This is a genomic window from Paraburkholderia sp. BGA-UO-ETr-F21, assembly GCF_059567925.1.
In genome coordinates, this window is the sequence record NZ_JCAQOY010000005.1 from 22,887 (window position 1) to 37,663 (window position 14,777).

The following is a 14,777-nucleotide window of genomic DNA, read 5'->3' on the forward strand; positions in this document are numbered from 1 at the left end:
TCTCAACTCTCGACCTTAACTCCGCGCCAATTCCCAGGCGGCAACGCAAAACGCTTCACCCAAGCCTATCGCCCACGCCCTTCCGCATCGACCGTTTCCACCTGTTCCGGCGCCTCACTTGCGCGCTGCTGCTGCAAAGCCCACATCTGCGCGAACAGGCCGTTTGCGCGCAACAACTCCGCATGCGTGCCGCGCTCGACGATCCGCCCTTTGTCCATCACGATGATCTGCTGTGCATGCACGACGGTCGAAAGCCGGTGCGCGATGATCAGCGTGGTGCGCTCGCGGGCGATCAGATCGAGCTCGTGCTGAATGGCGCGCTCGGAACGTGAATCGAGCGCCGAGGTCGCTTCGTCGAACAACAGGATCGGCGGATTCTTGAGGATGGTCCGCGCAATCGCCACGCGCTGCTTTTCACCGCCCGACAACTTCAGACCGCGCTCGCCGACCGGCGTCTCATAGCCCTTCGGCAGCCCCTCGATGAACTCGTGAATATGCGCCGCGCGCGCCGCCGCAATCACTTCCTCGCGCGTCGCCGACGGCCGGCCGTAAGCGATGTTGTAGTAGATCGAGTCGTTGAACAACACCGTGTCCTGCGGCACGATGCCGATCGACGCGCGCAGCGAATCCTGCGTGACGTCACGAATATCCTGACCGTCGATGGTGATCGCGCCGCCCGTCGCGCGGTCCAGATCGTAGAAGCGGAACATGAGCCGCGCGAGGGTCGACTTCCCCGAGCCGCTATGGCCGACCACCGCCGTCGTGGTCCCCGCCGGAATCGTGAAGCTCACGTCGTGCAGAATCTGGCGCGCCGGCTCGTACGCGAAATTCACATGTTCGAAGCGCACCTGCGCGCCGTTCACGCGGAGCGCGGGCGCACCGTCCACGTCCGGCACTTCCTGCGCCGCGCCGAGCAGCGTGAACATGCGGTCCATATCGGTGAGACTCTGCTTCAACTCGCGGTACACCACGCCGAGAAAATTCAGCGGAATATAAAGCTGCAGCATGAAGGTGTTGATCAACACCAGATCGCCGAGCGTGAGACGACCGGCCATCACGCCTTGCGTAGCGCGCCACAGAATGAACACCAGCCCCGTACCGATGATCGCCTGCTGCCCGAAATTCAGCGCCGACAGCGAGCGCTGCGACTTGATCGCCGCCGTGCGATAGCGCTTCAGGTTTTCGTCGTAACGGCTCGCTTCCCACTCTTCGTTGCCGAAATACTTGACCGTCTCGTAGTTCAGCAGCGAATCGATCGCGCGCGAATTCGCTTTCGAATCGAGATCATTCATGGTGCGGCGAAAATGCGTGCGCCACTCCGTCACTTTCACCGTGAAGACGATGTACACCGCGAGCGCGATGAACGTGACCACCGCGTAATACGCCTCGTATTTGACGACGAAAAAGCCGAGCACGAGGCCGACTTCGACGAGCGTCGGCAGAATGCTGTACAGCGAATACGAGATCAGTTGCGTGATGCCGCGCGTGCCGCGCTCGATATCACGCGACATGCCGCCCGTCTGCCGTTCGAGATGAAAGCGCAGCGACAGCGCATGCAGATGGCGGAACACTTTCAGCGCCAGTTGGCGCACCGCGCTCTCGGTCACCTTCGAGAACAGAATCTCGCGCAGTTCGGTGAACAGCGACGTGGACAACCGCACCACCGCATACGCGACCACCAGCAGGCCGACGCCGCCCAGCAGAACGATGGCCGGCGAATCGTTGGCGCGGCCGAGCGCGGTGAGATGTTGCACCGAGGCGAGGCTGTCGACGATCCGCTTCATGACGATCGGCACCCCCAGATTGGCGACCTTCGCACCGATCAGGCAGCTCAGCGCGAAGGCGACTCGCCATTTATACGTGGCGAGGTACGGCAGCAGCGAAAGAATCGTCTGCCAGTCGTTGCGCGGCTGGGTGGAGATCGGAGAAGGTTCGGACGAGGGCGAGCGGCGCATGGGGATCGGCTGGGGAGAGTGTGGAAAGGCCGGAGTTCGCAGCGGCGCGCCGACCGCCGCATGCCGACCCGGCACACTGCATTTTGTCGCGCGACCCGGCTGGGCGCTTTCCCGTACAATTCCTGATCTTTCTATTGTCGCAGAAGCCGGCTGGCGCCGCTTTTCATGGGTTGTCCGGCCGTAGGTGGCACGTTAGCCGCGCGGTGCGTGCCGTACCGTTGTCGTGAATTGCCCCGCCCGCTGGTCCAGCCGACCGAACCAACACGTTTCTCAAGGGTGCCCCGATGACCGATCTTCTTCAACTCCCGCAAAAGCACTGCGCGCTGCGCGTGGTGCCGCAGCCTTCGGATGCGAACGTCCACGGCGACGTGTTCGGCGGCTGGATCATGGCGCAAGTGGACATTGCCGGCTCGATCCCGGCAAGCCGCCGCGCCAACGGGCGGGTGGCGACCATCGCGGTCAATTCGTTCGTGTTCAAACAGCCGGTGTTCGTCGGCGATCTGCTCAGCTTTTACGCGGATATCGTCAAGACGGGCAATACCTCGGTCACCGTCGAGGTCGAGGTCTACGCGCAGCGCATGAGCCTGACCGAAGACCTCGTGAAGGTCACCGAAGCCACGCTGACCTATGTCGCGACAGACAGCGACCGGCGTCCGCGCGCGTTGCCGGCGCTGGATTGAGCGGCTCGCGGTAAACGAAAAACGAGGCGCTTTTAGCGCCTCGTTGTCTTTTGGCTTCGGCTTTGGCTTTGGCTTCGGCTTCGGCTTTGGCTTTGGCTTTGGCTTTGGCTTTGGCTTTGGCTTTGGCTTCTACCTCGGCTGCACCGTCATGCGCTGAACCTGCTTACTGGCTCGCCGCCGCGCCAATTCCTGCCTTCTTCTGCGCGTTCTGAATATCGTTCGGATAGTTCGGATCGTTACGCGACGGCTGATAGCCGTTGGCCTCCAACTTTTTCAACTCGGCGTTTTTCTTCGCCCGCGCCTGTTTGCGCGCGGCCTTGCGCTCAGCCTTGGTGGACGGAGCCGCTTTCGATGCGGCCGACGGTATCGCCGCGTCGGAATCGTTCCCCGCCGGGCCACCACCGCCGCCGCTTTGCGCGAACGCCGGCGCGGCACACGCCACGCTCAATACAACCGATGCCAGCAACACAGACAGTTTCTTTGCAGGTGACGACGTCATTGTTCTCTCCAGTCGGATTGGCGAATAGTCGATGGCGAAACGCCCATCACCCGGTGCAAGCAGCGAAAGGCGGGCGCAACGCCACGTGAATCGGTGCTTCGTGGTTCCCAGCGCGGTCTGAGATGGGAAACATCAATATATCCGACGAGGCGCTTTTCGAAAACGTCGTTACAAGCGTCGCATTTTCGAAACGCCAGCGTCGAAGGCGGTGCGTCGAAGCTCGCGCATCACTGCCCACGCATCGGAGCCCAGGCGTCATGACCTGCTCAGCGCGAACCCACGCGGGCTAACCGGCACGATTCGCCACCACCGCTGCCCCGCTACCGCGCAGATAGACGTCGACCTGCCCTTCGATCCACTGCGCGAAATGCGCCTGCGAGGCGTCGAGAATTTCGCGTTGCTGCCACACCAGCCAGTACGGGTAACGATAGGGCACGCGAATATCGGTGATCTGCAGCAGGTCGCCCCGCGCCAGCGCATTCGCGACCAGGCTGCGCCGTTCCAGCGCGACACCCTGGCCATGCAGCACGGCGCCGATCACGATATTCGAATCGCTCGCCGACAGCACCACAGCCCCGTCGGCCGGCTCCGCCACCTGCGCCGCCTGACACCAGTCATGCCACGGTGTATCGGGACTCGAGATCAACGGACAGGCCATCACGTCCAGGGCGGTGACGGGAAAGCGGCCGTTCGGCGCGAGCGCGAAATGGGGCGCGGCGACCACCACCATGTCGTCGTCGAACAGCTTCTGCTGCGCGACGTCGGGCCAATGCCCCTGCCCCATGCGGATGCCGATATCGCTCACGCCCTGGCGGAAATCCTCCACCTGCAAACTCGTCAGCAGCCGGATCCGGTAGTACGGATGCGCCTCGCGAAAACTAGCGAGGCGCGGCACGAGCCAATGCTGAGCGAACGACGGCAAGGTCGTGATCACCAGTTCGCTTTCGTGCGGGCGGGCCTGCGCACGGCGCGTGGCATGCGTGATGTCGCGCAGCGCCATGCGGATGTCGAGCGCGTAGAGCCGCCCTTCCTCGGTCAGCCGCAGCCCGCGCGCCTCGCGCATGAAGAGCGCGATGCCCATCGAATCTTCCAGCACCTTGATTTGCTGGCTCACCGCCGAGTGCGTGACATGCAGTTCGCGCGCGGCTTGCGTCACGCCACCCAGGCGGGCGACGGCTTCGAAGCAGCGCAACGCGGTCAAAGGCGGGATTGGCTTCATGTAAGAAATTCTGACGTAAATCGTCGTTAATTGTCGCTTTTTTTGCTGCCCGTAGATGCTTAATCTATTGGCTCAAAGCGCCCTTATCCCTTACAGACAGGGGAACCGTGGGAGCCGCGGAGCCGGGCGCCTCATGATAGATGTTCTAACGGGAATGAGATGAAACTGATCGGAATGCTGGATTCGCCCTACGTACGCCGGGTCGCTATCTGCCTCAAATTGCTGAAGCTGGAGTTCGAGCACGAGGCGATCTCGGTGTTCCGCACCTACGACCAGTTCGCGAGAATCAACCCCGTCGTCAAGGCGCCCACGCTGATCGCCGACAACGGCCAGACCGTGATGGACTCGACGGTGATTCTCCAGTACCTCGCCACGCTCGCCGGGCCGGACCAGCGACTTTTCCCGACCCAGCCCGAGGCCGCATTGCGCACCGCCCATCTCACTGGACTCGCGCTTGCCGCGTGCGAGAAAACCGTGCAGATCGTCTACGAACGCAATCTGCGTCCGGTGGAAAAGCAGCATGAGCCATGGATCGACCGCGTAAGCACGCAGTTATCCGCCGCTTACGCGGAACTCGAACGCGACCTCGCGGCAACGGCACTGCCGATCGAAGCCAACCAGTTCGACGCGGCTGACGTCACCGTGGCGGTGGCCTGGCAATTCACGCAGATGATGTTGCCCGGCATGGTGAGCAAGACTGCCCATCCCTTCCTGCAGTCGTTTTCCGACATGGCGGAAGACCTGCCGGCTTTCCTGAGCACGCCGGCACAATGAGCGCGCCGGGCGCGAACGCTCAAACCATCGCCAGTTCGCGCCCCACGCCACCCTGCAGCAGTTCCGACATCGCGTCGGTCGACAACGGCTTCGCGAAGTAAAAGCCCTGCATCTCGTCGCATGCGCGCTCTTTCAGGAAGTCGAGCTGCGCGGACGTCTCCACGCCCTCGGCAATTACCTGCAATTTCAGCGAGTGGGCGAGCGCGATGATCGCCGAGGTAATCGTTTCGTCGTCGCCCGACACGCCAATGTCGGAGACGAATGAGCGGTCGATCTTCAGGCGATCCACCGGGAAACGCTTCAGATAGCTGAGACTCGAATAGCCGGTGCCGAAGTCGTCGATGGCAAGGCCGATGCCGAGCGCGTGCAGTTCGTTGAGCATCGACACGGCTTCTTCGGCGTTGCGCATGATGGTGCTTTCGGTCAGCTCGAGTTCGAGATATTGCGGCGCGAGGCCGGTCTCGGCCAGCACCTGCATGACGAGCTTGGCGATATCGCGCTGCTGGAACACCCGCGCCGACAAATTCACCGAGACACGCGCCGGCGGCAGGCCTTCGTCCTGCCACGCCTTGTTCTGCCGGCACGCTTCACGCAACACCCACTCCGAGAGCGGCCCGATCAGCCCGCTTTCTTCCGCCACCGGAATGAACGACGACGGCGGCACCAGGCCGACTTCCGGATCGCACCAGCGTACCAGCGCCTCGGTGCCGACGATCTGTCCGCTCTCGATATCCACCTGCGGCTGGTAGTGCAGCAGGAACTGGTTGTCGCGCAACGCGCGGCGCAAACGCCGTTCGAGATTCAGGCGCGTGCCCGCGCTCGCGTTCATTTCCGGCTGATAGAACTGGAACGTGTTGCGGCCCATGTCCTTGGCGCGATACATGGCGAGATCGGCCTTCTTCATCAGCGTTTCGGCATCTTCGCCGTCTTGCGGGAAGAGGCTCGCGCCCATGCTGCAGCCGACATACAGTTCGGTGCCGTCGAGCCAGACCGGCTCGGAGATCGACACGCGCACGCGCTCCATCCACGCGATCAGCGACTGTTCGTCGACGGTATCGGTCATCACGATCACGAACTCGTCGCCGCCGTGCCGCGCCACCGTATCGCTCGTGCGCGTGCAACGGGCGAGGCGCTCGGCAACCACGCTCAACAAACGGTCGCCGACACTGTGGCCGAGGCTGTCGTTGACGTTCTTGAAGCCGTCCAGATCGATGAACACGACCGCGACGCCCTTGTGATGCCGTTGCGCGACGACCAACGCATGCTGCAGACGGTCGCGCAGCAGATTGCGGTTCGGCAGGCGCGTCAGGCTGTCGTAGTTGGCCTGATATTCGAGCTGCTCCTGATAGCGCATCAGGTCCGTCACGTCGTTGATCACGCCGATGTGATGCGTGATCACCCCGTCCTGATTCGGCACCGGCGCGATGAAGAGCTGATTCCAGAACAGCGCGCCGTCCTTGCGATAGTTGCGCACCACCGCGCTGACCTCACGGTTCGCCGCGAGTGCCTGACGGATCAGCGCGACGCCTTCCTGGTCGCGGTCGTCGCGCTGCAGCAGGCGGCAATCGTGACCAATCGCCTCGGCGGCGTCGTAGCCGGTAATGCGCATGAACGCGGGGTTCACGTACTCGATCAGATTGCCCGTGGGCGACGGCGCCGTGATCAGAATCGCGTTGACGCTGGCATCGAGCGCGCGACTTTGCAGACGCAAGGCCAGATCGGCGCGCTTGCGCTCGGTGATGTCCGTGTACGAACCGAGCACGCCGATCACGCGGCCGTCGCCGTCGGTGAACGGCAGCTTGCTCGTGACCGTGGTGCGGTGCACGCCGTCGATCACCAGATCGACCTCGAAGTTCATCTTCGGCACGCCGGTGCTCACGACTTCCTGGTCATGGTCGCCCAGCAGGCTGGAGAAGTCGCGCCACGGCATGTCGGCGTCGCTCTTGCCCACCACCTGCTCGGGATACGCGAGTCCCGCATCGCGCGCGAACGCCATGTTGCAGCCGAGGTAGCGCGACTCCATGTCCTTCCAGAAAATGCGCTGCGGAATATTGTCGATCACCGCTTCGAGCATCTGGTTCGAACGGTGTGCTTCGGCTTCGGCGTTGATCTGGTCGGTGACGTCGTCGGCCAGTACGAAGAACGCACCGCGGCCCATGAAGTTCAGCGCGTGATACGAAATGTCGGCGCTGATCGTCGAGCCGTCCTTGCGCCGGTGATGCCAGATGCCCGCCATGGTACGGCCATGCTGGCTGGCGTCGCTGCGCTGCAGATGCGATTCGAGACGCGAGATTTCCGCTTGCGGCCGGATCGCGCGAATCGTCATGCCGAGAAACTCGCTTTCGGAATAGCCGTATTGCTGGATCGCGGCCGCGTTGACGGCGAGAAAGCGCAGCGTCTCGCGATCCACGATGTACATCGGCACCGGATGTTCGTCGAACAGGCCGCGAAAGCGTTCGTCGTGGCGGCCGAGCGCGCGCACGCTGCGCAGCTTCTCGCGCGCGCTGTTTTCGCGAACGCCGAACGTGTAGATCAGCAGCACGCTGCCGGCCAGCATCGTCACGATCAGCAGGAACATGGCCCGCTGGGTTTCGCTTGCCGACGCCGCGAGCGACGCCCGCAAGGCGCGATTCTCCTCGCCGCGCAGCGAGGCCAGCGCGGCTTCCACACGATCCAGTCCGAGCCCGAGATGGGTATAGGTCGACGCCGCCCACGCGCGCGAGGCGTTCGGCCCGGCGCCGGCGCTCCTGAGCAGCGCGTCGTCGATATCGTGTTGCAACGCATGACTGTCCGCGCTCAGCCTGGCGAGCGCGGCGAGCATGGCGGGTTCGCCGGCAAATTCACTGCGCAAGTCGCGCTCCAGACGCGCAAGCGTCGTGACCATCGCGGCAGCGGAACCTGCCGGCGCGGACTCGCCCGACGCCTCGAAGCGGCCGAGCGCGGCGAGACCGCCGTCGAGCGCCGACTGGTAGGCGTCGAGGTTCTGGCGTACGCTCGTCGAACGCAGCATGCGCGCGTCCGCGTCGCGTTGGCCGCAAATCTGCGTGTAGGCGACGAACGCGTTCGCGCCAACCGCCGCGGCGACGACCGCGATGTTGATCAGCAGCCGCTTCGATAGAAAAGGAGTCATGGGTTCCGAACGTCAATCGTTCTGCGGGCGGGGAGCGCGCGGTCGATTTCGATGCATCGGGCCGCATCGATACGGATTTTCTTTACGCGCCAACCCATGGATAACGGCAGCGTTCGGAACAGGTTGAGGGTGGCGAATGAAAAAAACGTGGCCGGCAACTCGTGGCCGGTGCGGCTGACCGATCGCAACCGGGCCGGCCGCACCTAGCCGGCCGCACCTAGCCGGCCGCACCGAACTCCTTCATGGCCGGGACGAAGTCGTGGTTGGCCTCCGGCTTGCGCGACAGCTTGGCGAGCACGTAGCGCTTGAACGGATCGAGTTCGGCCCAACGGGCCACACCCGGCGCGACGATGCCGGCCAGTTGCGCCTGATGCGCGATGCCCTCCGGCACGCTATCCGTGCGGCGCCAGGCCGGCGCTTCCTCGGGCGTGAACCACTCCGGCTCGACGTTCGCATGGGTGCGCAGCATTTCGAACAGGGCGTGATCGAAGTTCGGCTCGATCTCCGCATCTTCCTCGACCGGGAAACGCGCCAGCAGCTTGCGGTCTTCCAGCGGCAACAGTTGCCATTGTTGAAGCGAGATGCGCAGCCCGAACCGGTCGAGGTTGAAGCGCACCGACATCGGGATGTAAGTGAAATTCTCCGAAGACTCGACCTCGAAGTTGAACAGAAGCGGCGCTTCGTTGAGTCCCATGACAGTGTCCCTCGTGGATGGCGGGCAACGCTCAAGCCCAGCTTGAGGTATTTTAGAACCTTATTCGCGCGACGGCGGCACGGCCTGGCGGCAACCCGCGAGCCCACCTGCCGCTCAGGCGCGCGCGGCATGGCAAAGGAGTGACAAGCTTGGACGAACTGGAAACAAGCGGGCAACCGGGCGCGGTGGAGCGCCAGGTGCGCCGGCATCGCGGCGCCGAAGTCGAGACCGTGACCGACCACGTCGGTCAGGAATGGCCGGTCGCGCTGGTCTTCAACGGCATTTCGCATGCGGTGATGATGTGCACGCCGCGCGATCTGGAGGCGTTCGCGGTCGGATTCGCGATTTCCGAAGGGATCGTGGAACGCGGCAGCGACATTCAGGACATCGAGGTCGAACTGCACGACGACGGCGAATTGCCGCACGCCGAAGTGCAATTGCAGGTCGTGCAGCAGGCGTTCGTCGCGTTGAAGGAAAAGCGCCGTGCGCTCGCCGGGCGAACCGGCTGCGGCGTGTGCGGTATCGAAAGCATCGATCTGCTGGATCTGGAACCGGAGCGCGTGCCGGACACCGGTTTCCTGCAACGGCTCGCACCGGATGCGATTGCGCGCGCCGCCCGCGAACTGCCCGAGCATCAGGCATTGACGCGGCTGACCGGTGGCCTGCACGCCGCCGCATGGTGCGACGCGGCAGGCGCGATCCGCTATGCGTTCGAGGACGTGGGCCGCCACAACGCGCTCGACAAGCTGATCGGCCAGCTCGTGCTCGATCGCGTGGATACCAGAGAGGGTTTCGTGTTTCTTTCGAGCCGCGCGAGCTATGAGCTGGTGCGCAAGGCGGCGCGCGTTGGCGTGCCAATGGTCGCGACGATCTCGGCGCCGTCGTCGCTGGCGATTGCGATTGCCCGCAAGGCGGGCGTGCGGCTGGTGAGCTTCTGCCGCGAGAAGAGCTACGTCGACTACGATACGTTGCAGCCGGCGCAGCTTTGAACGGCGACGCGCCTGAGTTACGAGCGGGCGAACCTCCAGCCGTGCAAAAAGGCGTAGTCCGCCCAAGCTGGGCAGTCCGTTCTACGCCAGAACGCTCGCGCTCACAGTGCTTCAAGCGCTCCGGCGCACCGCTCAGTCGAACTGCCGGAAGTCCGGCTTGCGCTTCTCGAAGAACGCCTTGAACGCCTCGCGGGCTTCGGGCGCGAGAAGCATCTTGCCGAAATGCACGGCTTCTTCCGACATCTGCGTTTGCAGTTCCTGGTGGCTCGCGCGCTTCATCAGGCTCTTCGTCACGCGCAATGACGAGGCCGGCAGCGCGGCCAGCTTCGCGGCTTGCGAAGCGGCGAAACCGTCGACTTCGGCGACGGGCAGCACGCGATTCACGAAGCCCATGCGTTGTGCCTCGGCGGCGTCGAACGCTTCGCCGAGCAGCAGCTTTTCCGCCGCCGCCTGATAGCCGCCCACACGCTGCAACAGCAGACTCGACGCCGCTTCCGGGCACAGGCCGAGTTGCGCGAACGGCAGCGAGAAGCTCGCCGTGTCGGCGGCGTAGACCAGATCGCAATGCAACAGCAAGGTCGTGCCGATCCCAACCGCCGGGCCCGCCACCGACGCCACCACCGGCTTCTCCGCCGAACTGATCGCGCGCAGGAACTGGAACACCGGCGCGTTTTCGCCCATCGGCGGCGTCTTCATGAAATCTTCGAGATCGTTGCCGGCGCTGAAAATGCCCGCGCTGCCGCGAATCAGGATGGCGCGCACCGCCGCGTCGCCTTGCGCTTCGACTAGCGCATCGGCCATTGTCTGATACATCGCTGCCGTGATCGCGTTCTTCTTGTCGGGCCGGTTGAAGGCAATCGTCAGCACGCCGTCGGCACGCTCGACCAGAATATCCATCGTCATCTCCTCGTACTCCTGCTCAGAATGTAAAAACGGTTCGCAAGCCGGATGGCCTGCGAACCGTTGCGCGGTGCCTAATGGGCCGCTCCGGGGGTCGCCCCGAAGCTCGCCGTGTGGACCGAAGCGAACGCCGGGCTGAACACCGGGCCAGTCACGCTCACAGGCGCTCGATGATGCCCGCTGCGCCCATGCCCGTGCCGACGCACATCGTCACCATGCCGTACTTGTAGTTACGGCGGCGCAGACCATGCACCACGGTCGACGCACGAATCGCGCCCGTCGCGCCCAGCGGGTGGCCGAGTGCGATCGCGCCGCCGAGCGGGTTGATCTTCGCCGGATCGAGACCGAGGTCCTGAATTACCGCCAGCGATTGCGCGGCGAACGCTTCGTTCAGCTCGATCCAGTCCAGGTCGTCGATCTTCAGGCCGGCGGCTTTCAGCGCGGCGGGAATCGCTTCCTTCGGGCCGATGCCCATGATTTCCGGCGGCACGCCGCGCACGGCGAAGCTGACGAAACGCGCGAGCGGCGTCAGGTTGAATTCCTTCAACATTTTTTCCGACACCACGATCAGCGCGCCCGCACCGTCCGAGGTCTGCGAGCTGTTGCCCGCCGTCACCGACCCCTTGTTCGCGAACACCGCGCGCAGCTTGGCCAGACCCTCAAGCGAGGTTTCCGCGCGCGGACCTTCGTCGAGCGAGACTTCGCGGGTCTTCACGCGGACTTCGCCGGTGGCGAGATCGGGGAAGCGCTCGGTGATCGTGTACGCGGCGATTTCGTCGTTGAACTCGCCGGCTTGCTGCGCGGCGATCGCGCGGCGGTGCGATTCGACCGAGAACGCGTCTTGCGCTTCGCGGCTGATCTTCCAGCGCTCGGCGACCTTCTCGGCCGTCAGACCCATGCCGTATGCGATGCCGATGTCTTCATTGCGATCGAAGATATGCGGCGACATGGACGGCTTGTTGCCCATCATCGGCACCATGCTCATCGATTCGCAGCCGCCCGCGATCATCGCGTCCGACTCGCCGACGCGGATGCGGTCCGCCGCCATCGCCAGCGCCGTCAGGCCCGACGCGCAGAAGCGGTTCACCGTCACGCCGCCGACGGTATTCGGCAGGCCGGCCAGCAGCGCGCCCATGCGCGCCACGTTCAGGCCTTGTTCCGCTTCCGGAATCGCGCAGCCGATAATCGCGTCTTCGATCACCTTCGTGTCGAGGCCGGGCACTTGCGCCACGGCCGACTTGATCGCGTGCACCAACAGTTCGTCGGGGCGCGTGTTCTTCAACATCCCGCGCGGCGCCTTGCCGATCGGCGTGCGGCTCGCGGCGACGATGTATGCGTCTTGCAGTTGCTTTGCCATCTGAATCTCCTTTGTCGGCAGCAGTTAGCGCTTTAGCGCTTACTGCTGTCCCATGCAGCCTTATCGCGGTCGACCGGAGTTAGCGCTTTAGCGCTTACTCCGGTCCCATGCAGTCTTATCGCGTTGGTCGCTCAGTTGCGCACCGGCTTGCCGGTTTGCAGCATGCCCATGATCCGTTCCTGCGTCTTTTGCGTGCCGAGCAGATCGACGAACGCGCGACGCTCGAGTTGCAGCAGCCACTCTTCATCGACCAGACTGCCCGCTTCCACGTCACCGCCGCACACCGCTTCCGCGATACGGCTTGCGATCAGGAAATCGTGCTCGCTGATGAAACGGCCATCGCGCATGTTGACGAGCGACGCCTTGATGGTCGCGATCGCCGAGCGGCCGGCCACCGGCACTTGCGTGACCCGCAGCGGCGGACGGTAACCCGCCGCCGACAACGCGCGCGCTTCCTTCTTCGCGACGTCGAGCAGTTCAAATACGTTGAACACGATCGTGTCGGACGGCTTCAGGTAGCCCATTGCGCGAGCGTCGAGCGCGGAGGCCGAGACCTTCGCCATCGCCGCGTTTTCGAACGACTTCTGCACGAACTTCAGCAGGTCGTTGGTCGCACCGACTTGCGTCGCCGCTTCCGCCGCGCGCAGCGCCGCTTCCTTCAGGCCGCCGCCCGCCGGCACAAGACCCACGCCGACTTCCACCAGACCGATATAGCTTTCGATGTGCGCGACCCGTTTCGCGCTATGCAGCGCCAGTTCGCAACCGCCGCCGAGCGCGATGCCCGACACGGCCGAAATGACCGGCACGCTGGCGTATTTCACGCGCAGCATGCCTTGCTGGAATTTCTTCACGAACGGCTCGATGCCCTTCGCGCCGCCCATCATGAAGGCGGGCATCGCTTCTTCGAGGTTGGCGCCCGCGGAGAACGGACCGCCCGGCGTGCCGAGTTTCAGCGACGTCGGCTGCCACACCACCAGGCCCTTGTACTCCTTTTCGGCCAGTTCGATCGCCTGCGTCAGACCGTCGATCACCGACGGTCCGATCGTGTTCATCTTGCTCTTGAACGACACGATCAGCACGTCGTTCTCGCCGGCGCGATCGTCGACCCATGCGCGCACGGCGTCGGTTTCGAACAGCGTCTTGCCGTAGGTCTTCGGATCAGCCGCGGTTTCGCCGACGAGCGGCGCACGGAACACCTGCTTGTCGTACACCGACAGCGACGAGCGCGGTACGAACGTCCTGGAAGCCGGCGACCACGAACCTTCGTTCGTATGCACGCCGCCCTTCTCGGCCACCGGACCTTCCAGCACCCACGACGGCAGCGGCACGTTCGAGAGCGCCTTGCCCGCCGCGATGTCTTCCTGCACCCACTCGGCGACCTGCTTCCAGCCGGCCGTCTGCCAACCTTCGAACGGGCCTTCGTTCCAGCCGAAGCCCCAGCGGATCGCCAGATCGACGTCGCGCGCGTTGTCGGCGATCGACTCCAGATGCACGCCGATGTAGTGATACACGTCGCGGAAAATCGCCCACAGGAACTGCGCCTGCGGATGCTGCGATTCGCGCAGCAGCTTCAGACGCTCCGCCGGCGGGCGCTTGAGGATGCGGCCGACCAGTTCGTCCGCCTTCGCGCCGCCGTCCACGTACTCGCCCGTCTTCGCGTCGAGCACCTTGATCGCCTTGCCTTCCTTCTTGTAGAAGCCGCCGCCGGTCTTCTGACCCAGCGCGCCCTTCTTCACGAGTTCGGCCAGCACGGCCGGCGTTTCGTAGACCGGATAGAACGGATCGTCCTTCAGCGTGTCCTGCATCGTCTTGATGACGTGCGCCATCGTGTCCAGACCGACCACGTCGGCGGTGCGGAAGGTGGCCGACTTCGCGCGGCCCAGACGTGCGCCCGTCAGATCGTCCACTTCGTCGAAACGCAGACCGAATTTCGCGGCTTCGGTGACGACGGCGAGAATCGAGAAAATCCCCACGCGATTGGCGATGAAGTTTGGCGTGTCTTTCGCACGCACAACGCCCTTACCGACCACGCTGGTCAGGAACGACTCGAGTTGGTCGAGGATTTCCGGACGCGTGGTCGCGGTCGGGATCAGTTCGACCAGGTGCATGTAGCGCGGCGGATTGAAGAAGTGCACGCCGCAAAAGCGCGACTTCAGCTCGTCCGAGAAACCATTCGACAGTTCGGTGATCGACAGACCCGACGTGTTGGTCGCGAAAATCGCGTTCGGCGCGAGATGCGGTGCGACCTTCTTGTACAGGTCGTGCTTCCAGTCCATGCGCTCGGCAATCGCTTCGATCACGAGGTCGCATTCGGCGAGCTTCTCGATGTCGTCGTCGTAGTTCGCGGGCTGGATGTATTGCGCGTCGTCCTTCACGCCGAACGGCGCCGGCGACAGCTTCTTCAGATTCTCGATCGCCTTCAGCGCGATCGCATTCTTCGGGCCTTCTTTTGCGGGCAGATCGAACAGCAGCACCGGCACCTTGGCGTTGATCAGGTGCGCGGCGATCTGCGCGCCCATCACGCCGGCGCCGAGCACGGCTACCTTGCGAATGATCAGATTGCTCACGTCGTTCCTCCGG

General features: G+C 64.0%; 11 protein-coding genes. 3 read left to right on the plus strand and 8 right to left on the minus strand.

Translation table 11 applies throughout. The features are described 5' to 3' along the window. Positions 1–65 precede the first annotated feature (65 nt). Positions 66–1,955, minus strand: coding sequence for an ABCB family ABC transporter ATP-binding protein/permease (locus AC57B1_RS01570; RefSeq protein ID WP_496416374.1), 1,890 nt, complete (start codon positions 1,953–1,955; stop codon positions 66–68). Between the two features lie 284 nt (positions 1,956–2,239). On the opposite strand from AC57B1_RS01570, the gene AC57B1_RS01575 reads away from it, so the two are divergent. Then, entirely contained in the window at positions 2,240–2,635 is a 396-nt protein-coding gene (locus AC57B1_RS01575) for an acyl-CoA thioesterase (protein ID WP_091796728.1), read from the plus strand. Between the two features lie 163 nt (positions 2,636–2,798). Here AC57B1_RS01575 and AC57B1_RS01580 read toward each other — a convergent pair whose 3' ends face one another. Continuing rightward, positions 2,799–3,134, minus strand: coding sequence for a DUF4148 domain-containing protein (locus tag AC57B1_RS01580; protein ID WP_091796729.1), 336 nt, complete (start codon positions 3,132–3,134; stop codon positions 2,799–2,801). Positions 3,135–3,420: 286 nt separating this feature from the next. Continuing rightward, on the minus strand, positions 3,421–4,353 hold the full coding sequence (locus AC57B1_RS01585; RefSeq protein WP_408302527.1) for a LysR substrate-binding domain-containing protein: 933 nt from the start codon (positions 4,351–4,353) through the stop codon (positions 3,421–3,423). Positions 4,354–4,512: 159 nt separating this feature from the next. Here AC57B1_RS01585 and AC57B1_RS01590 point away from each other — a divergent pair, with 159 nt between their 5' ends. Further along, a complete protein-coding gene (locus tag AC57B1_RS01590) occupies positions 4,513–5,127 on the plus strand; it encodes a glutathione S-transferase (RefSeq protein WP_408302525.1) in 615 nt (204 codons plus the stop codon). Positions 5,128–5,146: 19 nt separating this feature from the next. On the opposite strand, the gene AC57B1_RS01595 is transcribed toward AC57B1_RS01590, so the two are convergent. After that, the gene (locus AC57B1_RS01595) at positions 5,147–8,257 is read right to left on the minus strand and encodes a sensor domain-containing protein (protein ID WP_496416375.1); all 3,111 of its coding nucleotides are present in this window, start codon (positions 8,255–8,257) and stop codon (positions 5,147–5,149) included. A gap of 217 nt (positions 8,258–8,474) precedes the next feature. After that, positions 8,475–8,951: a nitrate reductase associated protein gene (locus AC57B1_RS01600; protein ID WP_408302521.1), complete on the minus strand. Its 477-nt coding sequence runs from the start codon at positions 8,949–8,951 to the stop codon at positions 8,475–8,477. A gap of 149 nt (positions 8,952–9,100) precedes the next feature. Between AC57B1_RS01600 and fdhD the strand changes: the two genes are divergently transcribed. After that, entirely contained in the window at positions 9,101–9,940 is an 840-nt protein-coding gene (fdhD, locus tag AC57B1_RS01605; RefSeq protein ID WP_496416376.1) for a formate dehydrogenase accessory sulfurtransferase FdhD, read from the plus strand. 132 nt (positions 9,941–10,072) lie between these two features. Here fdhD and AC57B1_RS01610 read toward each other — a convergent pair whose 3' ends face one another. The 3 genes from AC57B1_RS01610 to AC57B1_RS01620 form a co-directional block, all read right to left on the minus strand. Further along, positions 10,073–10,843, minus strand: a complete 771-nt coding sequence (locus tag AC57B1_RS01610; protein ID WP_496416377.1) for an enoyl-CoA hydratase — start codon at positions 10,841–10,843, stop codon at positions 10,073–10,075. Between the two features lie 154 nt (positions 10,844–10,997). Further along, entirely contained in the window at positions 10,998–12,197 is a 1,200-nt protein-coding gene (locus tag AC57B1_RS01615) for an acetyl-CoA C-acyltransferase (RefSeq protein WP_496416378.1), read from the minus strand. Positions 12,198–12,328: 131 nt separating this feature from the next. Further along, entirely contained in the window at positions 12,329–14,764 is a 2,436-nt protein-coding gene (locus tag AC57B1_RS01620) for a 3-hydroxyacyl-CoA dehydrogenase/enoyl-CoA hydratase family protein (RefSeq protein ID WP_496416379.1), read from the minus strand. Positions 14,765–14,777: the final 13 nt, after the last annotated feature.